17 protein-coding genes and 2 pseudogenes are annotated in these 24,415 nt (G+C 41.5%); 4 read left to right on the forward strand and 15 right to left on the reverse strand.

What is annotated here, in order from left to right; genetic code table 11:
• Positions 1 to 78: 78 nt before the first annotated feature.
• The 6 genes and pseudogenes from AC4CU2_RS14270 to AC4CU2_RS14295 all read right to left on the reverse strand — a co-directional run.
• Complete coding sequence (locus AC4CU2_RS14270; protein ID WP_490768984.1) at positions 79 to 3,183, reverse strand: type I restriction endonuclease subunit R; 3,105 nt, start codon at positions 3,181 to 3,183, stop codon at positions 79 to 81.
• A gap of 2 nt (positions 3,184 to 3,185) precedes the next feature.
• Positions 3,186 to 4,448 carry an FRG domain-containing protein gene (locus AC4CU2_RS14275; RefSeq protein ID WP_419282579.1) on the reverse strand — a complete coding sequence of 421 codons (1,263 nt, stop codon included), beginning with the start codon at positions 4,446 to 4,448 and terminating at the stop codon, positions 3,186 to 3,188.
• A gap of 3 nt (positions 4,449 to 4,451) precedes the next feature.
• Positions 4,452 to 5,831, reverse strand: coding sequence for a restriction endonuclease subunit S (locus AC4CU2_RS14280; protein ID WP_193791549.1), 1,380 nt, complete (start codon positions 5,829 to 5,831; stop codon positions 4,452 to 4,454).
• Complete coding sequence (locus tag AC4CU2_RS14285; RefSeq protein WP_078388741.1) at positions 5,828 to 7,231, reverse strand: AlbA family DNA-binding domain-containing protein; 1,404 nt, start codon at positions 7,229 to 7,231, stop codon at positions 5,828 to 5,830. Before AC4CU2_RS14285 ends, AC4CU2_RS14280 begins: the two co-directional genes overlap by 4 nt.
• A complete protein-coding gene (locus tag AC4CU2_RS14290) occupies positions 7,221 to 8,951 on the reverse strand; it encodes a class I SAM-dependent DNA methyltransferase (protein WP_078388742.1) in 1,731 nt (576 codons plus the stop codon). The genes AC4CU2_RS14285 and AC4CU2_RS14290 overlap by 11 nt, the downstream gene beginning before the upstream one ends.
• A 243-nt stretch (positions 8,952 to 9,194) precedes the next feature.
• Positions 9,195 to 9,383 (reverse strand): annotated as a pseudogene (locus AC4CU2_RS14295) (hypothetical protein); the annotation flags it as partial.
• 196 nt (positions 9,384 to 9,579) lie between these two features.
• Between AC4CU2_RS14295 and AC4CU2_RS14300 the strand changes: the two are divergent.
• Positions 9,580 to 10,359, forward strand: coding sequence for a TorF family putative porin (locus AC4CU2_RS14300; protein ID WP_130804369.1), 780 nt, complete (start codon positions 9,580 to 9,582; stop codon positions 10,357 to 10,359).
• Between the two features lie 45 nt (positions 10,360 to 10,404).
• On the opposite strand, the gene AC4CU2_RS14305 is transcribed toward AC4CU2_RS14300, so the two are convergent.
• The gene (locus AC4CU2_RS14305) at positions 10,405 to 10,620 is read right to left on the reverse strand and encodes a hypothetical protein (protein ID WP_078388745.1); all 216 of its coding nucleotides are present in this window, start codon (positions 10,618 to 10,620) and stop codon (positions 10,405 to 10,407) included.
• A gap of 10 nt (positions 10,621 to 10,630) precedes the next feature.
• Complete coding sequence (locus tag AC4CU2_RS14310; protein WP_078388746.1) at positions 10,631 to 12,046, reverse strand: glutamine synthetase family protein; 1,416 nt, start codon at positions 12,044 to 12,046, stop codon at positions 10,631 to 10,633.
• A 331-nt stretch (positions 12,047 to 12,377) separates the two neighbouring features.
• Between AC4CU2_RS14310 and AC4CU2_RS14315 the strand changes: the two genes are divergently transcribed.
• Positions 12,378 to 12,692 carry a transposase family protein gene (locus tag AC4CU2_RS14315; RefSeq protein ID WP_026057330.1) on the forward strand — a complete coding sequence of 105 codons (315 nt, stop codon included), beginning with the start codon at positions 12,378 to 12,380 and terminating at the stop codon, positions 12,690 to 12,692.
• On the forward strand, positions 12,640 to 12,972 hold the full coding sequence (locus AC4CU2_RS14320) for a transposase (RefSeq protein WP_004692353.1): 333 nt from the start codon (positions 12,640 to 12,642) through the stop codon (positions 12,970 to 12,972). The genes AC4CU2_RS14315 and AC4CU2_RS14320 overlap by 53 nt, the downstream gene beginning before the upstream one ends.
• Before the next feature lie 188 nt (positions 12,973 to 13,160).
• Here the strand turns inward: AC4CU2_RS14320 and AC4CU2_RS14325 are convergent, their stop codons facing one another.
• The 5 genes from AC4CU2_RS14325 to kdpA all read right to left on the reverse strand — a co-directional run bounded on the left by AC4CU2_RS14325 (position 13,161) and on the right by kdpA (position 21,157).
• Positions 13,161 to 13,874: a response regulator gene (locus AC4CU2_RS14325; protein ID WP_004692355.1), complete on the reverse strand. Its 714-nt coding sequence runs from the start codon at positions 13,872 to 13,874 to the stop codon at positions 13,161 to 13,163.
• 27 nt (positions 13,875 to 13,901) lie between these two features.
• The gene (locus AC4CU2_RS14330) at positions 13,902 to 16,550 is read right to left on the reverse strand and encodes a sensor histidine kinase (protein ID WP_078388748.1); all 2,649 of its coding nucleotides are present in this window, start codon (positions 16,548 to 16,550) and stop codon (positions 13,902 to 13,904) included.
• A 206-nt stretch (positions 16,551 to 16,756) separates the two neighbouring features.
• Entirely contained in the window at positions 16,757 to 17,359 is a 603-nt protein-coding gene (gene kdpC, locus AC4CU2_RS14335; RefSeq protein ID WP_004679624.1) for a potassium-transporting ATPase subunit KdpC, read from the reverse strand.
• A gap of 19 nt (positions 17,360 to 17,378) precedes the next feature.
• Positions 17,379 to 19,421: a potassium-transporting ATPase subunit KdpB gene (kdpB, locus tag AC4CU2_RS14340; protein ID WP_004281624.1), complete on the reverse strand. Its 2,043-nt coding sequence runs from the start codon at positions 19,419 to 19,421 to the stop codon at positions 17,379 to 17,381.
• An 11-nt stretch (positions 19,422 to 19,432) separates the two neighbouring features.
• Positions 19,433 to 21,157, reverse strand: coding sequence for a potassium-transporting ATPase subunit KdpA (gene kdpA, locus AC4CU2_RS14345; protein WP_039890241.1), 1,725 nt, complete (start codon positions 21,155 to 21,157; stop codon positions 19,433 to 19,435).
• A gap of 313 nt (positions 21,158 to 21,470) precedes the next feature.
• On the opposite strand from kdpA, the pseudogene AC4CU2_RS14350 reads away from it, so the two are divergent.
• Positions 21,471 to 22,192: pseudogene (locus AC4CU2_RS14350) on the forward strand (undecaprenyl-diphosphate phosphatase).
• A gap of 47 nt (positions 22,193 to 22,239) precedes the next feature.
• On the opposite strand, the gene AC4CU2_RS14355 reads toward AC4CU2_RS14350, so the two are convergent.
• Both AC4CU2_RS14355 and AC4CU2_RS14360 read right to left on the reverse strand, forming a co-directional pair.
• Complete coding sequence (locus AC4CU2_RS14355; protein ID WP_249748468.1) at positions 22,240 to 23,175, reverse strand: recombination directionality factor; 936 nt, start codon at positions 23,173 to 23,175, stop codon at positions 22,240 to 22,242.
• A gap of 141 nt (positions 23,176 to 23,316) precedes the next feature.
• A complete protein-coding gene (locus AC4CU2_RS14360) occupies positions 23,317 to 24,390 on the reverse strand; it encodes a YqaJ viral recombinase family nuclease (RefSeq protein WP_490768985.1) in 1,074 nt (357 codons plus the stop codon).
• Positions 24,391 to 24,415: the final 25 nt, after the last annotated feature.

Raw genomic sequence — 24,415 nt, forward strand, 5'->3', positions numbered from 1 at the left:
ATTGAAAAAAAAGTTCATCAAAAATCAAGACAAAAACATCTTATAAAAAAAGAAGTAAACCTGTGGATTAAAATGAAACTATGTATTGGTCCAAGCATTCGACAACTGCTCAGCCTGCTTCATCACCAACTCAATCGCTTCAGCTGCTTTATCAGGTGGATACTTCCAACGCTGCAAAGTACGACGTACTAATATTTTCAGCTGAGCACGCACACTATCCCGAACCTGCCAATCGACAGTCGTTGATTTCCGTAGCTTCTCTGTAATCTCTCGTGCGATCTGTTTCAGCGTATCGTCTCCAAGCTCTCTGACCGCACTTTCATTATTCGCCAAGGCATCGTAGAAAGCGATTTCATCAGGATTCAAACCAAGTGCAGCTTCACGCTGCATTTCGGCCTGAAACTCTTTTGCCATTTGAATGAGTTCTTCAATGACCTGAGAGGTTTCAATAGCTCGGTTATTGTATTTCCTCAAGGTTTCCTGCAAACGGTCAGAGAAGCGTTTTTCCTGTACCACATTGTTTCGCGTCTTTGCTTTGATGCCATCATTGAGTAACTTTTCCAACAGTTCAACTGCCAAATTACGGTATGGCATCTGCCTTACATCTTCTAAGAACTCATCTGATAGCAGACCAATGTTCGGTTTATCCAAACCACACATTGCAAAGACATCTGTTACGCCATCAGCAATGACAGCATTATCCAGAATCTGTTTTAGCGTACTGTCCTTTTCAGCTTGCGACAGTTTACGATCTACAGAGGTATGCTTGCTAATGACCGCTTTAATGGCTGAGTAAAAGGCAATTTCTTTGTGCAGGTTCTTCGCTTCATCCAAGGTGCTGCATAAAGAGAAGGCTTTATTGATTGCCAGAACTAAATCAAGAAAACGCTTTTTACCATCCTTCAAGCTCAGCACATAGTTAGCTGCGGGGATAATCAGTCGGTGTGCCTGAGTTTCGTAAGCACTTAAATCCATGCCTACCTGTTCATTGGTTTTAGCAAACATTCCCCGTATCGCATCCATCTTTTCAGCAAGAACCGCATAGGCTTCTTCTGCACGTAAAGTCGGCTCACCCTTCCCTTTGGCATCAGTATAAGTTTTTAAAGCCTGCTTCAATTCATTGGCAATGCCGATATAATCGACAACAAGACCACCCTGCTTATCTTTAAATACCCGGTTCACGCGTGCAATTGCCTGCATGAGGTTATGGCCTTTCATTGGCTTATCGATATACATGGTGTGCGTACAAGGCGCATCAAAACCTGTAAGCCACATATCGCGCACGATCACTAACTGCAAAGGATCGTTTACATCCTTAAAGCGTTTCTCAAGACGTTTTTTAGTTTGCTTATTGTAGATATGCGGCTGTAATAATGGTTTATCTGAAGCTGAACCCGTCATCACAATTTTGATTTTGCCTTTTTCAGGATCAGGGTCATGCCAATCTGGACGTAAGGCAATAATCTCATTGTAAAGGTGGACACAGATCTCTCGGCTCATGGTCACAATCATACCTTTACCCGCCGTCGCTTCAGTACGAGCTTCAAAGTGTGCGACTAAATCCGCAGCAATCTGTTTCAGCCGTGGTGTGGCACCCAGCAGCTTTTCTAGTCGGCTCCACTCACTTTTAGTCTTTTCTCGGTTACCAACATATTCTTCATCTTCTACAACCTCATCAACTTGATCAGATAGCTCTTCGATTTCAGCCTGATTAATATCTAACTTTGCCAAGCGTGATTCGTAGTAGATTGGGACTGTTGCACCATCATCGACGGCATCCTGAATATCATAGATGGAGACATAGTCGCCAAAGACGGCTCGGGTGTCTTTATCTTCACTTGAGATTGGAGTTCCAGTAAAGCCAATAAAAGCAGCATTCTTTAAAGCATCACGCATGTGCTTGGCATAGCCGAACTTGTATGTGCCATCATTGTTTAGTTTTGCTTTCAAACCATATTGGCTACGATGTGCTTCATCTGACATCACAACAATATTATGGCGTCCATTCAATAATGGATGCTCACTCTCACCATCTAATAATGCAAACTTTTGTACTGTAGTAAAAATGATTCCACCAGACTCACGCTCAGCCAAAAGCTGTCTTAGCTCATCACGGTTATTGGCTTGTACTGGGGTTTGCTTTAATAATTCTTGAGCATTGCTAAAGGTTTCAAAGAGCTGTCCATCCAAGTCATTACGGTCAGTCACGATTAACAAGGTTGGGTTGTGCATAGCGGGCTGCTGTAAAAGTTTACCTGCATAGCAACACATGGAGATACTTTTACCCGAGCCTTGGGTATGCCATACAACGCCTGCTTTCTTATCACCACTTGGATTGGCTGCTGCAATGGTCGCATGTACCGCTTCCCGAACCGCATGGAATTGATGATAGCCTGCAATTTTCTTAATGGTCTTTTCGCCATCTGTTTCAAACAACACAAAGAATCGAATGTAATCTAGGAACAATTCTCGATCAAAGAAGCCTCGAATAACTGTCTCTAACTCCCATTCTAAAACGGGTTTATCATCTTCATTCTTGATCGTACGCCACGGTAAAAAGCGTTCCTGATTCGCCGTCAGTGAACCGACACGTGCTGTTACACCATCACTGACTACCAAAGCTTCATTAAATACAAACAGATCCGAGATTTCTTCTTTGTAAGTTTGCAACTGGTTAAAGGCATCCCAGATATCTGCATTTTCATCGGTTGGGCTTTTTAGCTCCAACACGGCAAACGGAATACCATTGATAAAACAGATGATGTCAGGGCGTCTAGGTTGTTTGGTGCCTAGAATCGTAAATTGATTGACCGCAACAAAACGGTTTTGATGCACATGATTAAAGTCCACTAAGAAGGCATGGTCATGTACCCAATCATCTTGCTTCTTATACGTGACAGGTACACCTTCCAACAACATACGATGGAAAGCGCGATTATTGGTGACAATATCTAAACTTTCAGGTTGATTCAGCTTTTGTAAGACTTGTTCAAAACAATTTATGGGAAGATGCGGATTTAATCGTTCAAATGCAGCATGTAAGTCTGATTCAATTAAGACTTGTTTATAGTCTTTGCGTAGGGGATTACTGCTGTCGGGCGCAATATCAATACCATGAACGACTTCCCAACCATTTTCAGAAAACCAATCTAAACATAAATTTTCTAGTTGTGTTTCATTCATGGTTAAGATTCCCCCTGTATCACAAAATCAAAAATATTATCAATAACTACTTCCCTATGAGTTTCAGGATAGTTCAACCTCCTCAAAACTAAACGGAGCTTTGCTTGCAACTCTAAGGCAAGATCATCTCTTTCTTCAAAATCAACTTCTTTATACTCTGTAATGATTTTTACTATCTCGGAAGCAATCCTATTTATTAAATCCTTTTCTAAAGTTTCTTCTTGCTGTAAAGAATTAATCAATAATTCAAGGATCGGTGCCACATCCTGTGACTCAAGACTTGGCTTAGGTACAACAATCTCAGTATCGATACTTGGTGGGGCAATAATTATTGGTTCAGGTTGTAAGATAATAGCTTCTTTATCCTTTCTATTTTGCTCCCACTCTTCAATTAGAATATTTGAATAATCTGCAGCACCAATAAGATCAGGAAACAAACTTGCATGATGAACATTCATACGTCTCAAAAACTTTAAGCATTCTTTTTGCTGAACATTCTTGATAAAGACTTTACAAATATACTTAGCTAAAATAGCAGGCTCTTCCCCCTCATCTTGTGAAGCATTCCTTAGTTCTGCATCTGGATACTCTTCGCTTCCAAGAACTTCGATCAATTTATTTTCAATCGTGAGATCATTGGGTGAAAAAATAAAAAGTCCCGCTTGATTGACCAAACGTCCATGATCATCTTTTCGAGGTTCTAGCACTCGAATATCATTAAAGTACTCATCATCTGAGATAGCCGTTTTGTTTAGAATATAAATGGCTCTATAGGGATTATCTGTTTCCTCAGCTTCATCTGCCTTAGCAAAAGCAAAAAATAAAGCGACGTAAGGTGAATATGTCCAATCTAACAATGGCGTTTTTAATCCATAATGTTGACCAATTGCCCACAACTCATCATCCTCTCGCTTATCACCACTATTAAACAAAGAGTGATCAGAAATTCTGCCACGTATAGCTTTACGAAAAAGTTTCAACTGCGCCTCAGCCAACTTTTTATCAATTGTATTTTGTTCATTAAACCGAGCTAAAGTTGGTGTTAGCCCCCAGTCATAACGTCTATGCCCACGGAAAACTAGCTCAACTGTTTTACGATTACAAAAGTCAGTATCTAAAAATGAAGTAAATTGATTCCAGTGCTCTAACTTTGTAACAGGAATGCGACCATTAATTTGGTCATTCATTAAAATGAAACTGTCTTTTAAGCTTTCTTTATTCCATACAGGAATTCGGTCCCAATCATGTTGTTCATATTGAGTCATAAATTAAACCTGCGCTCTATTTAATAAAGACACATCAATTTCACCCGACAATAATTTAGGTAATAACGTATCTCTTATACTTGCTAGAATATTATTTTCTTCAAACTTACTCGCCGAAAGAAGGTAAAACTCTTTTACATTTTTATGGAATAAATTCAAAATTCCATCTTTATTTTCGATAGGTAAAATACAAGGTGTATTTAAAACAGTATCATAACTCACGGCAGGATAAGCCCCACCATCAGCCAAATGAGCTAAACGCTTAATATTTTCTTTATCAGTTGCCACAATATAAATAAATTCAGCATAATTTTTATGCTTAGGCGAAAGAACAGCAAAACCTGTACTACCTGTTAAATTTTCTCGTTGAATAAAAGCATAAGAACCATTTGCAGGTCGAACTGTACCAAAAATTGTATCCCCTATTTTCAATACACGTCTTGCTCGACTCGGTGCTTTTTCAAAAATAAATTCTTCCGTTTGCTGAATAGTCCCCCATTTTGTATTTGATAAATCTACATAAGTTACTTTTTCAGGGCAATTTTTCTTAGTCCAAGATTGAACATTCAAATCAGCAAGAATACTTAAATCTGTTTTAAACCACCCCTTCGGCACTTCCCCTAACTCACTTTCCATCAACTCATCAGGAAATAGCGAAGCAGTTGCTCGCAATTCAGCCAAATCATCTTCAGTCATTTGCTGAAGTTCCACTTCACTTTTACCGCTAATGGCACACATAGCAGTAAGTTCAGGATCTTTGCCTTCCTGCTTAGCTGCAATTTTGGCACGGACAGGGTCAAAGTCGATAAACCAGCTTTTAAATAGGGCTTGGGCAATAGATTCCAAAGTTTGGTTAATTTGGTTATTTAGATTAATTTTTTCACAGAAATTAAAGTAAAAATCACCAATAATTTTTTGATTTTTATAGCAAGGATTAGGTAATTTTAGTTTATTAAAATCAGCCTTTTTAAAGTGAGGAATAACACCATCTACATTTAAATTTTTAATTTGGTTTTGAACCTCTTGCGAGCGTAAAGCCGCGAAAAGAAATTTAGGATAAATTAAATCTCTTTTTGCTCTTAGCGCAACCATATCTTGTGCAATGCAAAAAGTTACTGGATTTGGAACAAAACATACAGCACCATTTTGACTACCTTTATTTGTGATAATAATATCGTCAGGTAATGGATGCGATCTAAACCAGTTATTATAAGTATCAGTTGATACATATCTAACATTTAAAAAGCTTGGATAGAGATTATCATTACTGATACAGTTAGTAGCGATTAATGGAAATCCTTTTTCTGTTGTAGGTACAGTTTTACCCCTATTATCTACAACAAATTCTAATGCATCTGCCAAAGTGATTTTCTCATTATTCACATTCCACCCCCAAATTCTTTCTTAATCACCCAACAGCCACGAGTTCCACCAACACGTTCAAGCCAGCCTGCATCTTTTAAATGATTCAGATGCTTTTTCACTGCTGAATCATTAATACCAAGCTGCTCTGCCATAGAACGATAGGAAACTTTTGGGTTCTGTTGAATTAAAACTAAAATCTCTTTGTGCCGATCTGTCAACATATCTTCTTGGATTGAGCCACCAATTGAGCCACCGATTGAGCCACCTGCTTGCTCAGTCGAAGGACGGTAAAACTCCCAATCGACAAAATCTCCTTGGGCTTTCAGTTGAGGTTCGACATTGCCTGCCTTCAAACAAAGATCTTTGATCCGCGCAATACCACTGCCCCACTGCTCGATATAACCCAGCTCTTTAAACACACGCGCCAAAACACGGTTACGGATCTCAGAACGACCTTGAGCCAAATCTTCTTCAGTCAGACCATTGGGCAAGCCACCCGGGGATACAATATTCAGGATGTCATCATAAATGCCAACCTTGATATCACGCCCTGCATTGCTATAGTCACGATGCAACACTGCATTCACCAAGGCTTCACGAATTGCAGGAATGGGGATTTCATAACTTTCTGTACGTTGTAACCCTAAAATCTCCGCCCGTAGATGCAAATGGTTTTTAATGAATTGCTCGGTTTGCTTCAACTGGCTAAATAGGTCTCCACGATATTCTTTTTTGTCCAAAAACACCGTCATGGTCGTGCCTTTAAAGCGGCTACATTTGATCTCAACCTGCTCATAAAGCCCCAACAAAATGAGTAACCCATGACTAGGATAATCCTGTCCATTCTGCTGAATGATCAATTTGAGATTCCGCATTTTCTGCAAAGACAGCTCTTTACCCACCTCAGCAAAGGCTTTCTGCAACGGCTGTAAATCAATATCATCTAAACTGTATTGCGGATTCGGCTGCTCATCAAAAGTCTGGTTCAGACGCTGCAATTCGAGTTGCTGAATATACTCAGGCGATGCCACACGATTACTTGCACCCAAACGGATATAGGTTCCCTGTGCCTTACCTTGCGGCTTGAGATAATAAGGCAATAACGAACCACGGCTCACTTCAATCACCAGCAACTCTATGCCTTGGATATTCTCGATATAGATATACGGCAGAATGTTTGGCATACACAGTTCATTAATCATCGAAGTGATCTGATCTTGCAACTCAAAAATATCATCTTGAATACCTACGAGTTGGCGATCATCACTTACACCCACTACCAATTTACCACCACTGGTATTGGCAAAAGCAATCAGGGTCTTTGCGACCTGTTGCCCTTTCGGTAACTGCTCTTTAAATTCAAGGGTTTGACTTTCACCCTTCTGAATTTCTTGCAATAAAGGATGATCAGAACTCATAACCCAAGCCTTTTAGATTCTTTTTAATCTCACTTTCCAAGACAGCACTTTCAGCAAATTGTTCTTTGAGCTGAGCAGTCAAACGCAGCATTTTCTCAGCGAATGGCTCGCCATCATCTTCCTGCTCGACTGCACCCACATAACGTCCTGGAGTCAATACATAGTCGTGCTTTTGTATATCTTTTAACTCAGCAGAGAAGCAAAAACCTTTCTCATCTTGATACGCTTCGCCTTCAAAATTTTCGCCTTGTTGCCAAGCATGTAAAGCATTGGTGATTTTAGCAATATCTGCATCGGTAAAGTCACGCAGTACGCGATCTTTCATATAGCCCAAATTACGGGCATCGATGAACAGAGTCTTGCCTTCACGATTGGCTTTCTTTTTATCTAAAGACAAGCCATTCTTTTTGTCCTTGGTTAGAAACCAGATACAGGCTGGAATTTGCGTGTTGGTGAACAGTTGTCCTGGTAATGCGACAATACATTCCACCAGATCGGCTTCGATCAAGTTTTTACGGATCTCACCTTCATTGTTGGTATTGGAACTCATCGAACCATTGGCAAGTAACAATGCCATACTGCCCGTAGGTGATAGATGGTGCAGCATGTGCTGCATCCAAGCAAAGTTGGCATTACCTTGCGGTGGCGTGCCGTATTTCCAACGCACATCATTTTCTAAAGAAGCATGCCACCAATCCTTGATGTTAAAAGGTGGGTTAGCCATGACAAAATCGGCACGCAAGTCTGGATGCTGATCCTCTAAAAAGCTGTCTGCATTCTTTTTACCGAAATTAAAATCAATCCCGCGAATCGCCATGTTCATGGCTGCCAGTTTCCATGTGGTCGGGTTGCTCTCCTGACCATAGATGGAAATATGCTTTTTCTGTTCAGACGCTTTGTAACGCTTTTCCTGTGCATGTTGTTCAATGAACTTTTCACTGGATACAAAGAATCCACCTGAACCCATTGCAGGGTCATACACACGACCTTTATAAGGCTGCAACATTTCAACGATTAAGGTTACGATGCTTTTAGGCGTGTAGTACTGCCCACCTTGCTTGCCTTCAGCCAAAGCAAACTGTCCTAAAAAGTATTCGTAGACGTGCCCAAGAATATCTTTACTGTGCAGACTGAGTTGCTCACCGTTATATTCTGGATTAGTAAAACTGGTGTCAGAAAAAGTATTGATCAGATCAAGTAACTTGTCATTGTCCAGCTGATACTGTCCAATACGATTAAGAATACCCTTAAGCTTTGGATTGGCTTTTTCAATTGCATCAAAGGCATTGTCAATCAGCCAGGATACAGAACGCAGTTTGACATCTGTACCTTGTTCATCCTGCCAAATGGTTGAGCCAATTGGTAAAGCGGCTGCATCACGGATATTTGACCAGCGGCCTGCTTTTGGCACCCAAAATACGTTTTTTTCTTGGTAGTAATCCAGTATTTCTAGTTCATCAGCAATAGACTGTTGGTATTCTTCTTCGCTGTCGTACTGATCACGCGGCATGTAATAGATGTTGTGATCGTCTTTTTGTGCAAACAATTCTTTGAGTTCAGATTGCCGTTCATCAAAAGCATCTGATACGTACTTTAAGAAAATCAGTCCTAAAACAATATGCTTGTAGTTAGCGGCATCCAGACTGCTGCGTAATTTATCGGCGGCTTTCCAAAGCTTGTCATCTAAGTCATTTAGAAACTTTTGTTCCAATGAATGCATTTTATTTCCTCAATCCAAGATCAACCGCTTTGGTTTTATACTTAATGTTAAACAATGTTGCTAAGTTAGCATATCAATGACCTATTAAAAGTCATGCACTTAACAAAAAAAATAGAGATTAATAAAGTCCTGTCATTTTAACGGGATAACTTTAGCTAAAATAGTCCTTTAACAACTGCTACGTCTTATAATGTCGTAAAAAAAAAGAGCAACCTAGAAAGTTGCTCTTTTCCAACCAATCGATTAATTGACGGGTCTGACTGATCGCTGCAACCCCTGCTGAATACCCTGCACAAACCCTTCAGGCGAAGCTTGTTGCTCCACCGTACGGTTTTGTTCTTGTTCAGGGTAGTATTCCTCCAGCACCTCTAACCCTTCCTCTATATCCGTTTCAAACCGTGCATTGGCAAAACCCTTCCTTGCGGTAAAGTCTAATGATTCTATGAATACACCTAACTTTTTCAACTAACTACAAATGTGTTGCACTTGGGATTTGAATCTGCGACTTTAAAAAATATTCATCTTAAATTTTATACTTATTTTACGCAAAATTTACGATATTTTTATTATAAATCAATAAATTAATCCATAACATACATTACTTCACTGACTACTAATTTAAAATGTTATGAAAAAATTATACCATCTACTTTTTAGCCTTATACCGCTCTATTCAAGTTATGCTTTTGCTACTGGAGATGAAAGCTCTCCCGCATTAAGCTTTTCAGGTAATGTATCATTAGCCAGCGAGTACCGATGGCGCGGCCAAACGCAAACCCAGAATGACCCAGCCTTACAGGCAAACTTTGTTTTAAGCCACGCTTCTGGCTTTTATCTTGCTGCATTTGCATCGAATGTTGATTTTGATGACGAAGCGCATTTAGAACTGGATCCCCAGATGGGCTATACAGCGCCAATCGCGCTAGGTTCAATCCATCCTGCAGTCGATCTTGGCATCCTGCGCTACAATTACATCGATAACAGCGATTTAAATTATAATGAATATTATTTCAAAATGATCTTTAATGCGTTGCTGCATCAGAACGATAGCTTCACACCAAGCATAAGCTATACCGATAACTATGGCGGCAAAGCTGCAAGTGACAGTACAGGTAAAGATATCTCAAATTGGTATTTTAATGTCTTATATACTACACCGATTGCCCAAACTAATTTTGGCACAAATGTTAGCTTAGGCTATTCTAAAGCAAATCAGGACATTTATGGTTCTGAAGCAGAAGACCATTTTTTTGATTGGAAAATTGGTGCAACTTACCGCTATAACCCAATGGGAATAAATGTAGAATTAGCAGCAGTTGGTAGTAATTTAAAAACCAAAGACTTTACAAATCAAAATAAAAAAGGGGTAAAAACTGAAGCCGTATTTACCCTGACTAAATCTTTTTAAAAGTCTAATGCCAATAGTATCAATAATACTATTGGCATAATCATTTTACTTGATTGAATTCAATAAATACTCTACCTCACTTCGATTAAAACCTCTTTCTTTTAAAATAGCATGAATTATTTTTTTCATATTTTTTGACGCATGCTGGTATTTCTTTACTAAAATTTCAGAATCAATTTCCTGTAAACTATACTTCAAATATAATTCTTCATTGAGCTTCTGATTTTTAGCATCATCTTCATTATTTATCGTGTTATACATTTTTATGTAGCTAAATATCCCAATGCTGTTCCATTAAAGTGATTTGGCTATACATATGCTGATACTCCGCACATTTAACAGCACACCATAATTCCATAAATCTTTTGCCGAGATGTTTTTGCAAAACCGAATTACTGTGAAAAAGCGCTAAAGCATCCGGCTGATTTGTACTTAAAAAGAGCAGCTGATCTTTATTTTTTATGTGAGTGGCTTGCTGTGGAATTTCCAGATTCTGTGTCAACCCATGCAGTGTGCCGATCAAAATCAGGGCTGCAGTTAAATAAGGATTGCAATCCGCACCTGCAACACGATATTCCAAGCGTTGATTTTCATTGTCCGAACGTGGTATGCGAATGGCCACATTGCGGTTATTCACGCCCCAATTAGCTTCTAAGGGCACATGGTTTCCAGCTTTAAACCGGCGGAATGAGTTTACATTCGGGGCAAGCACGGCCATGGACGGCGGCAGCAAGACTATCAGCCCGCTGATCGCCTTTAATAATTGCCGTGACGGTAAAGGATTCTGCTTCATGCTGAAAATATTCTGCTGGTCTTGATTTAACAAACTCATGTGAAAGTGCATGCCGCTGCCCGCTTTATTCAGATCAGGCTTAGCCAAAAAGCTTGCATGTAACCCATGTTCTACAGCGACTTGCTTAATGGTGCGCTTTAGCATCATGATCTGATCGCATAGCTTCAAAATATCACCGCTATGCTGAATATTAATTTCGTATTGTCCGGAAGATGATTCCGAGACTAAGCCTGTAATCTGAATCCCCTGCAAAAGGGCAATCCGTTCAATTTCATCCAGAACGTCTTGATATTTATCTTGCGCATTCACATCAAAACATTGATTTAAATAAATCTGATTGGAGCCAGATTTTTCATTGCTGTCAAATAAATAAAACTCCAATTCTGCGGCCATGCAAGGATAAAAGTTTTGATCATGCAGCGCTCTTAAACTTTTTTTTAAAATATTGCGCGGTTCAACTTCGCAATCTTGATGATTGTCATCTTTCATGGTTAGGAATAACTGTGCATTGGACTCTGGATTTAAAGCGCAGGGCTGCAGGCTTCCCAATATAGGTTTACATAAATAATCCGGCTCACCGATCGATTTTCCTAAACCCGATTCTTCAATCACTTCTCCATCAAGACTCATGGCATAAATAGACATTGGGAAATAACAGCCTTGTGCAATATTTTTTAGACCGACAATATCTATGCGCTTGCCGCGGACATGACCATTCAGATCGTGCAGGCAAATCTCAACATGACGGGTATTGGGATAGCGCTGCAGATAGTTTTCGATTTCTTCTGAAAATAGAATATCTTCAATATCGCAGCATTGACGCGCAGATGGCATGGATTCAGGGACCGCTTCTTCGTCAGCTATATTATGTCTAGCCATGAGTAAATTACTCATTATTTTGTCCTGTTAAATATTAACAATGATCAAAATAAAACAAGTTCTACCGAATGTAACGTAAATAAACCGTAAAAAAGCACCCAACTAATATGATTATTTTTTAAACTATTAAAACCACGAAAAAGCTAATTTAAAATAAGTTAAAACATAAAAATAACAATAGATCTCTTTCATAAATCAAAAAACGATCTTCTTTTTGGTTAATATTTGCACTCCGGATTTCTTAGCATTCGTGCATAATCTGCGGATGAAATACATCGATTCAAACAAGCTTTCTGATCCTCAGTTCAAGCGATACACAGGCATCTCATGGTCAACTTTCTATTTGATGGTTGAGCAATTGCAGAAGCATGTCTCTGCCAAAGACAGACCGCCCAAGTTAAGCCTAGAGGATCAGGTTCTGCTCTGTCTGAGCTATTGGCGGGAATACCGAACCTTATTTCACGTTGCGACGAGTTACGGGGTTTCAGAGCCCACAGCCTCAAGAATTGTCCGTCATGTTGAAGACTGCCTGCTTCGGTCCAATCTGTTTAATTTACCCAAAGATTTACCCGAGGGCGAAGGCATCGACTGGAATGTTGTGATCGTGGATGCCACGGAAATTCCAATCCAAAGGCCTAAAAAAACAGAAGAAAAGCTATAGCGGCAAAAAAAAGACCCATACCTTTAAAGTACAAGCCATGATTCACTACAAAACTCAGCAAATTCTGAGTTTATGTGCCAGTCGCGGGGCAGTGCATGATTTCGAGTTGTTCAAACGCAATTTAAACCAGATTCCTTTTGGGGCTTTTATCCTGGCAGATAAAGGCTATCAGCGGATTTATGTGTTGTATCCGAATAGCCTGTTGCCATTAAAAGCCAAAAGACACTGTAAATTGGATCCTGAATTGAAAATCTATAATCAAGAAATCAATAAAAGATGAATCGGAATTGAGCATGTATTTGGCAACCTGAAAACCTTCAAAATCCTTGCTGAGCGTTATCGAAATAGATGTAAAAGGCTTAGTTTGAGATTCAATTTAATCGCTGGAATCTACAACTTGGAACTGAGCAAAAAATGATTTATGAAAGAGGTCTAATTACTCATGTAAAATAAATGGCATATTTAATATTAATAAATCTTCAAAAATCGCAAACCCACTCCCGGTTCAGTAATAATATATTTAGGCTGCACAGCATTATCATTTAACTTCACTCTTAATTTAGCCACCAGAATCCGTAAATAATGCGTATCTTCTTGGTGCGTTGGCCCCCACAGCTCTTTCAATATTTGCGGCTGAGTAATCAATTGGCCTTTATTTTTCGCCAATAAATTCAGCAGCTGATATTCTTTGCGTGTTAAGGAGAGCAATTGTTGATTTAAAAAAACCTGCCGTTTGGAAAAATCGATTTTTAATACGCCATCATCAAAAATTACAGTATCAACAGTACTATGCTGGTGCTGCCTAAGCAGTACACGAATGCGCGCCACCAGCTCCTGAACACTAAACGGCTTGGTGACATAATCATTTGCGCCAGCATCCAGAAGCTTCACTTTTTCTTCTTCATTTGCCCGCACAGACAGCACTATCACTGGAACGTGCGACCATGTGCGAAGCTCAGACAAAACCTCATAACCATCCAAATCTGGCAAACCCAAATCGAGGATCACTAAATCCGCGCCTTGCAAAGCTAGGAGTTCCAAACCCTTTTGGCCATTTTCAGCCAAAAGCGTTTTATAGCCTTGCGCTCTGAGTGCTATATCCAAGAATTTTCGAATCTGATTTTCGTCATCAATAATCAAGACATTGGTCATGGAGCTGGCTGATTCATTCTGTTCTGGCATTTTCCCACCTAAAAGCTGCTAGATGCTTTAAGTAATTTGCTGAATAGGAAGCTGTATGCGGATACATGTTCCTTGATTGTTCTTGCCTGATGATGCCATGATTTTCCCCATATGCGCACCCACAATCGCTTTCACAATCGTCAAGCCCAAGCCTGTACCATATTGCCCGCGGTCGCCGCGCTGCATGGTATAAAACATGTCAAAAATGCGTTCCCGCTCACCTTCCGGGATACCCTGCCCCTTATCAGTTATGGCAATTTCGATCTCATTTTCATTCACCTGCTGCACCTCAATCATCACAGCTTTATTTTCTGGTGAAAATTTTGCGGCATTTTCCAGTACATTAAAAATGGCCTGTTCAATCAAGGCGGCATGTACAAATAAACTCAAAGATTCTTGAGGCGCATGCACTTCAACCAATGCATCTGGCATATAACGGTTTAAACGGCGCACTGCTGAACCGATCAGTTCATCAACTCCAATCCAGTCCCGCTTCAAGCTTAAGCCTTCATGGCCTAAACGGGTCATATCCAGTAGGTTTTGAATATAGCGGTCTAAACGCTCCCCCTCTAAATGAATCGCTTCCAGCAAGCTGTCCTGATCATTTTCATTCATGGAATGGCGGTAAGTGCTCAAAGTATCCGCTGCTCCAATCATCGACGCCAAAGGCGAGCGTAAATCGTGCGATACGGATGATAATAATGCCGAGCGCAATTTTTCCGTTTCAGAATTCACATTGGCTATTTCCAAAGCCTTGGTCAGCTGGGTGCGGAAAATCGCCTGCGCAAGATACTCTACCATGAGTTCAGCGAGCTGTTTTTGCTCCGTATTGATTACTGCTTGCACATCTTTAAGTTTCAACCCCACCACGCCTAAGCATTGCTTGGAAGCCAATAAGGGCAAAAACCACCACTCATTTTCCGTCAAGGTTTGGGTAAAGCGACCGGACGGTTGATGGTTTTTGAATGTCCAATCGGCTGAAATTTTTTCTTTATTACTCATGATAGTGGATGATGCTTGAGTTGCTGCAGTATCTGGGAAATACAGCCAGACATCTGCATTGAGATTTTTACTCAGGCTATGTTCAGCAATCTCCTTGATTTGTGCCAAATCTAATGCTGTGGACAGCTTCTGCCCTAAATCCTGCATAATGCTGTTATAACTGTTCGCCGTTTTGAGTGCAGTCACCTGCTCTTTCAAACGTGACGCTAATCGGCTCGAAATTAAAGCCGCGCCCAAAAATGCAATCACGGTGACAATCCCCTGATGTGCAGAAATCTGAAATGTAAATTGCGGGGAAATAAAGAAAAAATTATAAGCTAGAAAGAATAGGATGGCTGAAAAAGCTGCAGCCAGCATCCGTGTTTTTGATGCCACAAAAACCACAGCGGTGATAAAAATCACCGAAAGATCTTCAATCCCTAAATACTTTTCCCCTAAGCTTGCAATCACAATGCTGATGACCGTGGTGGCTAGTACGTACTGTATTTCTCTCAGCGACAAGAATGCCCTTTGAGTGAAAAAGGACAGATGCTTATTCTCTGCAATAATCGGCACTATACTGAGTTCAAAACTGGGCCGGTATTGCAGTAATTGATCAATCAAATTGAGCCTTAAATTCAGCGAAAACTTTTGCGGAGCCGCTTGCGCTAAAACTAAGGTTGAAATGCCGCGGTCCATCACATAATCAAATAAAGTTTTAGCATGTTGCTGGCCGTAAAGGACTTCTGTCATTCCGCCCATTTGACGCGTTAAGTTTAAAGCCCGTTCTATTTCACGGCTTTGCGAGTTTTCCTGTTTATTCATGATTTGCGTATCATGAGAAAAAGCAACAACCGTCCAGTTTGCCGCACGATGCTCGGCAATACGGCATCCAGTCCGAACTAAAGCTTCAGAATGCCCTTTGCCATCAATCATAATTAAGACATGATTTTTTAAGGGGATTTGAGCAAGCCCTTGAATGGCGAAATTTTCGCGTACATCATTATCAACATAATTGGCAACGGTTTGCATTGCCAGTTCACGCAGTGCCGTTAAGTTGGAGCTGTTGAAAAATCGCTGTAAGGCCTGTTCCGCCTGCTCAGGCACATAAACCTTCCCTTGGTTTAAGCGCTCCAACAGCTCATTCACAGGCAAATCAATTAAGCGGATATCTCTAATCCATTCGAACACCCGGTCTGGCACGGTTTCAGTGACACGAATCCCAGTGATTTGATATACCACATCATTCAAACTTTCCAAATGCTGAATGTTCATGGTGGTAAAAACATCAATACCAGCATCTAATAATTCATTGATGTCTTGCCAGCGTTTTTCATGACGGCTGCCGGGCATATTAGTGTGGGCAAATTCATCCACCAAAACAATACTGGGCTTTTTATCCAAAACGGCATCTAGATTCATTTCCTCCAGATGCTGCCCTTGATATTCAATAGCCTTGCGCGGAATTATATCTAAACCAGAAATTAAATTTTCAGTTTCTCTACGGCCATGCGTTTCTACATAGCCAATGACGATATTAATACCCTGCAGCGCCAGTTCATGCGCACGAACCAGCATGGCAAAGGTCTTTCCCACGCCCGGAGCTGCGCCTAAAAAAATCGTCAGCCGCCCAGACTGATAACGCTGTGTATGTTGCAGCAAAACATCGGCTTTATTGGTTCGTTGATCAGTCATAGAAGTAATCTTTATTTATTGCTTTAAAAAGATGTTTTTAAATTCATTTAAATGCGTCTAAAGTCAGCTTGGCTATTGCTGGGCAATATGGATGCCACCGTTGGGCGGAGGTATAGAACATCCCCTCGCCCAACAATCGTATGTAACTTAATTCAAATTATTTAATAGCGTTCAATCACTATATTTTAATCTTCAAGCCATTCATATCACTTCCCGCCCCGATCCAAAGCCAAATTCAATTCAAGCACATTGATACGTGCCTGCCCTAAAATCCCAAAAATCGGCTGAACCGTATGCGACTGAATCAGTTTTTCGACATTCTGTTCAGGCATATGCCGTGCATGGGCAATCCGCTTCACTTGAATCATGGCTGATTGCACGCTAATTTCAGGGTCGATGCCACTGCCTGAAGCGGTGACCAGATCCGCAGGAATTTTAGATTTTTCAATCTGTTCCTTCGCTGCGATTCGATTCAGCCGTTCCTCTATGGCTTTCTGCAGTTCAGGATTGGTTCTCGCCATGTTGCTTCCGGCCATCGCCATAGGATCATAATTTGCGGCAGATGGACGCGGATGGAAATATTGAACTTGGGCAAAAGGCTGTGCCACTAAGCGTGAACCGATCACTTGATTATTTTCGACAATCAAGCTGCCGTTGGCTTGTTTTGGAAAGAGCATTTGTCCTAAGCTGGTTGCAGCAGCACTATATACAAAGCCGCATAAGCCTAGAGCAATGATGGTCATTCCAAACGAAGCGCGCAGTTTCTCACCCCATGATGAGTCTGCCAATTGATGATTTTGCATATTCACTTTGTCATCCTCAAAAAATTTATAGGGCCAAGATTGGACTGATCAGCAGATCAATCGCTTTAATGGCAATAAACGGTAGCAGCACCCCGCCCACACCATAAATCAGCATGTTGCGGCGCAATAATTGGGTAGATGTCGAAGGTTTGAATTTCACACCGCGCAGTGCAATTGGAATCAGCAGAGGAATAATGATCGCATTAAAGATCAGCGCAGACAGGATGGCACTTTCAGAACTGCCTAGTTGCATGACATTTAACACATGCATTTGCGGAATTGCCGCGACGAATAATGCCGGCAAAATTGCAAAATACTTTGATACATCATTCGCCAAGGAAAAGGTGGTTAATGCACCGCGAGTAATCAGCTGCTGTTTGCCTATTTCAACCACAGATAGCAATTTGGTTGGATCAGAATCTAAGTCCACCATATTGCCTGCTTCTTTGGCTGCTTGCGTTCCCGAGTTCATGGCTAAGCCAATATCTGCTTGGGCCAACGCCGGTGCATCATTAGTACCGTCACCGACCATCGCTACCAAATGTCCTTTGTTTTGCTCGGTTCGAATGCATGTGAGTTTATCTTCTGGTTTCGCTTCAGCGATATAATCATCCACACCAGCCTCTGCTGCGATGGCCGCTGCTGTGAGCGGATTATCTCCGGTCACCATCACAGTTTTAATGCCCATTTCACGTAAGCGCGCAAATTTTTCTTTAATGCCTTGCTTAATCACGTCTGATAGTTCAATGACACCCAACAAATTCTGGTCTTTAGCCACGACCAGCGGCGTTGCCCCTTTTGAAGCTATTTGTTCTACGCGCGCTTTCAGTTCGGCATGATTTTCAAGGTTTTGCGAAGCGAATTTAAGAATGGCATCCATAGCGCCTTTACGCACTTGATGACCATCCGCCAAGTTAAGGCCTGAAATGCGTGTGGACGCATTAAAAGCGATAAATTCAGCCTGTTCAGGCTCGGCCACTCTTTCACCTTGCTCTTTGGCCAAAGCAACCACCGATTTACCTTCTGGCGTTGGATCGGCCAAAGAAGTCAGTACCGCCGCTTGGCGAAGTTCAGACTCCGTCACTCCTGTTAAGGGATAAAAAGCAGTCGCCTGACGGTCACCGTAAGTAATAGTTCCGGTTTTATCGAGTAGTAAAACATCTATATCGCCTGCAACTTCAACCGCCTTGCCTGATTTGGCAATCACATTGGCTTTGAGCGCTCTGTTCATCCCTGCAATTCCAATAGCTGGCAATAAGCCGCCGATGGTGGTTGGAATCAAGCAGACCAATAGCGCCACCAATAAAATCGGGCTGATTTCAATATGCAGGAAATGTCCAATCAACGGCAGGCTGACCACGACGATGATAAAAGTCACAGTCATCACGGTCAGTAAAATACCTAAGGCAATTTCATTCGGTGTTTTTTGACGGTTTGAGCCTTCGACTAAAGCAATCATTCGGTCGAGAAAGCTATTTCCCGCCTCTGCGGTCACTTGCACGATGATCCGGTCGGTTAAGACTTTGGTTCCGCCAATCACCCCAGATTTATCTGTGCCCGCTTCACGGAGTACCGGCGCAGATTCACCTGTTACTGCAGCTTCATTGATCGTAGCAAAGCCCTGAATTATTTCACCATCTGCGGGAATCAATTCCCCTGCACGCACTTCAATCAAGTCATGCATGTTCAATTCAGCCGCTGAAATCTGCACCCCATCCATATCATCTTTAGAATGGATCCGGCGCGCCGTCAAATTCTGACGCGCTTGACGCAGGGATGACGCCTGTCCGCGGCCTTTGGCTTCAGCAACCGCTTCGGCATAATTGGCAAAGAGAACCGTCACAAATAAAATCAACGTCACCAATAAGCCAAAAACCAAACTAGATTGACCTAGAATTGTACTAACCAGTGTAATCAGCGTCCCAAGCCAAACGATGGCCATCACCGGATTTTTAATCACATGCTGCGGCAGCAGTTTAATAAAAGCATTTTTCCATGCTTCAGCTTGAAATAAGGTTGAAGCTATGGTGTTTTGCTGTGTTTGAACAGTGTGTTTTGAATGATTCATTGTACTCCCCCTTAACCTTGAACCAATAACAGATGATCAGCAATTGGCCCCAAGACCAGGGCTGGCATAAATTGCAATAAGGTCAACATCACCACAATGGCAATTAAAGTCAGTGCGAATGTTGGCGTTTCGACTTTTAAACTGCCGCTGCTTTCAGGTGCTTGGCGTTTAGCAGCTAAACGTGTAGCGATGATTAAAGGAATAATTAATGTCGGGAAACGGCCGAGCAATAAAGCAATACCGCATGTGACATTCCACCACACGGTATTGTCTGATAGTCCTTCAAAGCCTGAGCCATTGTTGGCAAATGCAGACACATATTCGTACAGCACTTGAGAAATGCCGTGGTATTGCGGATTACTGTTGCCCGTCAATTCAGGAAAAAATACAGTTATTGCGGTTAAACCAAGAATGACGATGGGTTGGATCAAAATCACAACAGCGAGCAGCTTGATTTCACCGGCTTCAATTTTGCGGCCAAACAATTCTGGGGTGCGGCCGGTCATTAAGCCTGCAATAAAGACTGCTAAAAACAGATAAATAATGAATTGCTGTAAACCACAGCCAATCCCGCCCCAAATGGCATTGATCAGCATATTGGACAATTGCACCATACCTGTGAGCGGTGCAGATGAATCATGCATCATATCCACTGAGCCGTTATTGACTTGGGTGGTGACCGCTGACCACAAAGCAGATGATGCCTCGCCAAAACGCACTTCTTTACCTTCCATGGCGGAAAGCAATGTCGAAGTCGATGAAAGGCTTTCTGACCAGATAGCGCTAGTCGCAGAAATGATCGACATCAGCAGCATTGAAGCAAAGACCAAGCCTGCGAATTTGGCGCGTTTGGTGAAAAAGCCCAGCATAAAAATCACCGAAACAGGGATCAGTAAAATCGCAAGCATTTCCAGAAAGTTTGACAATGGTGTCGGATTTTCCAAAGGTACACTGCTGTTCGGACCATACCAGCCACCACCATTACTGCCCAATTGCTTAATTGCTACCATGGGCGCAACAGGGCCTAAAGGTATTTTTTGCGTTGTTAATTCGCTGCTTTGGTCGATGACTTGAACTTCTGGGCCGCCTTGAAAAGTCGATGGTACGCCTTGGCTAGTGAGCAATAATGACCAAACCATGCATAAAGGAATCAGAAAGCGGAACGTCGGACGAATCACATCGGCCCAATAGTTGCCGACATTAATTTGTTGCACTTTATGCTTAAAGCTGGTCTGTTGATCGGTTTCAGAAAGTGCATTGGATTGTTTGTAGAACAGTGCTCGAACTGTAGCCACCACCATCGCCAGGCCCATCATCGGCGTGAAGATCTGCAAGCCGACAATGCCGACCATTTGCGATAAATAAGACAGTTGCGCCTGTCCTGAATAGTGCTGCTGGTTGGTATTGGTCAGAAACGAAATCATGGTATGCAGCGCCAAATCCCATGACATATTCGGTGCATGGTTTGGGTTCAACGGCAGGCTGGCTTGAACCATAAATAGAGTCCAAGTCACCAAACCGATCACTGCACAGCTCATGACAAAATTGAATGAATAGGTTTTGACATTCATCCCCCGTTTGGGATTGATTCCTAAAACCGCGTAAATGGGCTTTTCAATCCAATTGAATAGAGGATCAATTTTCATATCGCGGTTGTGCATAATTGCTGCGAGGTATTTACCCAAGGGATAAGCCAGAACAAAGACGATGGCTAAAAGCAAAGCAAACTCTAACATGGCATTTCACTCCTATGTTTCAGAGCTGAAATCTGCATGCAGATATTGAAATAACGTTTATTTTGATTATTTAGTACAACGCAATTTTTTTGATGCTGTACCTGCTGATGCGCGTGAATGACCGCACTCATGTTTTTCATCCTAAGCATTGGGATATTCCAAAATCCAGTATGAAAAATAAGACCGTAAAGTCTCTATTCATAACTTTGGATGCCGCGTAAAGAAAGCGTAAAAATTTAGCTCAATGCACTTATAAATGCAGAAAAATATCTTAAAAGTGATGGCTATTATTATTCTGTGACTCACTTTATTTATGGATATAATTTCAGTACTTAAAGCCTTATTTTTAGGTTTTATAGAAGGTTTAACGGAGTTTTTACCCATTTCCAGTACTGGTCATTTAATTTTATTTGGCCATTTAATTGATTTTCATTCAGGCTCAGGCTGTGTCTTTGAAGTTGTCATTCAACTGGGCACAATCTTAGCCGTTTGTTGGCTCTACCGTAAAAAAATTATTAATCTACTACATGGTTTTATATCAGGTGATTACCATGCGAGACGTTTTGCGATAAATGTCTTCATTTCATTTATTCCTGCAGTAGTGATCGGAGTTATAGCTGTTGATTTTATTAAACAAGTTTTATTCAGTCCTTCGGTTGTGGCATCTGCACTGATTATTGGTGCACTGTTAATTTTTGCTGTAGAAGCTAAAAATTTTAAAGTCCAAACCATTGAGGCAACCAATATTGGATTCAAACAGGCCATTGTTATTGGTTTGGTTCAATGTCTTGCGATGATTCCGGGGACTTCACGGTCTGGTGCAACCATTATTGGTGCCGTTACTTAGACATATTTCGCAACGTTGATGTTTTAACTTCAGAAAATTTATTGAATATTTCCGTAGGCTTTGTAACCGCATTCATCGCAGCTTTGCTTGTGGTAAAAGCCATGGTTAAATTTGTAGAAAAACATACTTTAAAAGTTTTTGCTTGGTATCGCTTGGTATTAGATTCAATCATCTTATTTGTTTTTTAATACAAAAAAAATAAATTAAAGAGAACTCGCTGTTCTCTTTAAATTTTTTAATTTACAATCCTTACATTCTGCTTCAAGCTTTTCTGAATCTCTTGTACAACACCCTCTCCCTGATGGGACTTAAGCTCTGATTTAGATTTATTTTTGATTTCAGTTTGTACCGATTCAGACTCAAAACCCTTATCATTATAAAACTCTTCAACCAAATCTAGTCCCTCCTCAGCATTCACCTCAAATCGTGCATTACCATAACCCTGCCGTGCCATTTGATCTAAAGCAGCCTGATTAAAACCACACAACTTACTTTTCTGGTCAATTTCCTTCGCTGTTTGAATCGCCTCTTGTAAATGAATGCCATCCCTGAGCGTTAAATCCACGTAGTACACAGGTTGACGATAACTTTGCGTTGTACTCTTTCCTCGCAAGGTCAGCTGCAGTGGCAAGCATGAAAGCAACCCATTTGATGCTGCATGGTAGTAGCTCAATCGTGCAGCCAAAGTGCGAATGCTGTTAAAACCAGTGGTTCTGAAAATAAAAGTCCCAAACTCATCGGCTTCGCCTAAATTGACATGCAGGCGTCCATAAGGCTTACAGTGCCCGCCTTGTCCAAGTGGGCATAAGTCGGGGGATGGGCAAGGATGTTGCTCTACACCTTGTGATGTCATACGTTGACAGGTCTGACCATTCCCCACACAAATCGGGCGACCTGTCTGTCGGTCAAACAAGCTGTACTCGGCACGTAAGTTCAATTCAGGATCATTGAATATCATACGCACAGGAATGCTACGCAGCTTTTGATTCGGTGCTTGACTACGCAATTGCTCATCCAAGGGGTGTTTGACCCAACCATCCTTGCCTTGTATTTGACTGGTAATGGTGAACTGATCGTCTTTCTCAGGCAGACGCTTGCCATTCTTTTCGACTACACGACCAATACTGATCCGGCCCAAGATGGGTGGTGTGATTGCTAGACCTTTAATCATGTTGAAATTCCTCTCGTATAGATGTTGATGTTTAGATGTGTTGCACTGTTTGCTAAAAATGAAATCGGTATAAAAATCCCATGCAGGACTGCACGGGATTTCAGGTTTTTTCTTGCTGAGTGATTAACTCTAAGCTTTGAGCTAATCGTGATAAATGTTGAAACGACGACTGCCTGCTTTCTGCAATGGGTATTGTTGGATGAGTTCAGGTTGGTGCTGAAGTAAGGACTTGGTATCTAGGCTAATACTGTCCTTGCTCTTTTTCCATGTCACTGAACCTTGCTGAAATACGGCACGTTCATGTTCCTGCATCAGTGCCTGAACACGGTGTTTGAGTAGATCAAACTGGCTTTGGTGTTGTTCAATCTGCTGTTTTTCCTCTATCAACTGATCAAACAGTTCATTGGCAAGTTCGACCTCCGTTAGGTCAACACAGCTCAGTGGGGTATGTTCAGGATAGAGCTGTTGTAAAGCTTTGGCTGCCGATTCACTGGCATCCACTGCTGGTGAAACATCATTTTCAACACATTCCCAAAACAACCGTTCCGCCTGAATGATCTGTTCAATCAAAGCTTCATTACGACTGACTTTGTAGATTTTGGTTTCCTGTCCACACAGCAACACACAAATATGTGCCGCTTGCTTGCCTGTCACCGCCAGTTGATGTTGTACCTGACATAGCACATACAGAGGAACGCCCTCCTTCCATAGTTTGGCGCCATATTCTCCTGCAGTTTTACATTCCAGTATTTGCACGTCTTCATTGCCCACTACGGCATAATCCAAGTTCGCCAACATAAAGGCTTTGTCAGGATCAGGGTGTTGCAGCACCGCATTGACCCGACGGACTTTATTATTGGTGTGCATGCTGTAGTATTCAGCCACTAGCGGTTCTAACTGGTTGCCCCAATATAAAGGTGCATGCCCTGAGCTTTCATTATCAATGTTTTGCTGTACCCGTCCTGTTTTGATCATCCACAGTTCCAGCATCGACATATAAGGATTTATGCCACAGGCGGCTGCGGCATCACTGCTGCCTATTCCCTGCTTACGCACTTCCAGCCATGCCTGATAGTCCAGTTGTTTGGTGCTGATCAGACGTTTGGCATTTAAACTACGTTTTGTACCTGATTGACTTTGTTTAAGCTTGTCATTGGCTACAGTTGGTAAATACTGAGATTGAGACGTTACTGCTGGGTTTATAATCTGATTCATGGATTTATCCTTCTATCATTGATTT

The organism is Acinetobacter sp. 797_lipA (assembly GCF_058243025.1).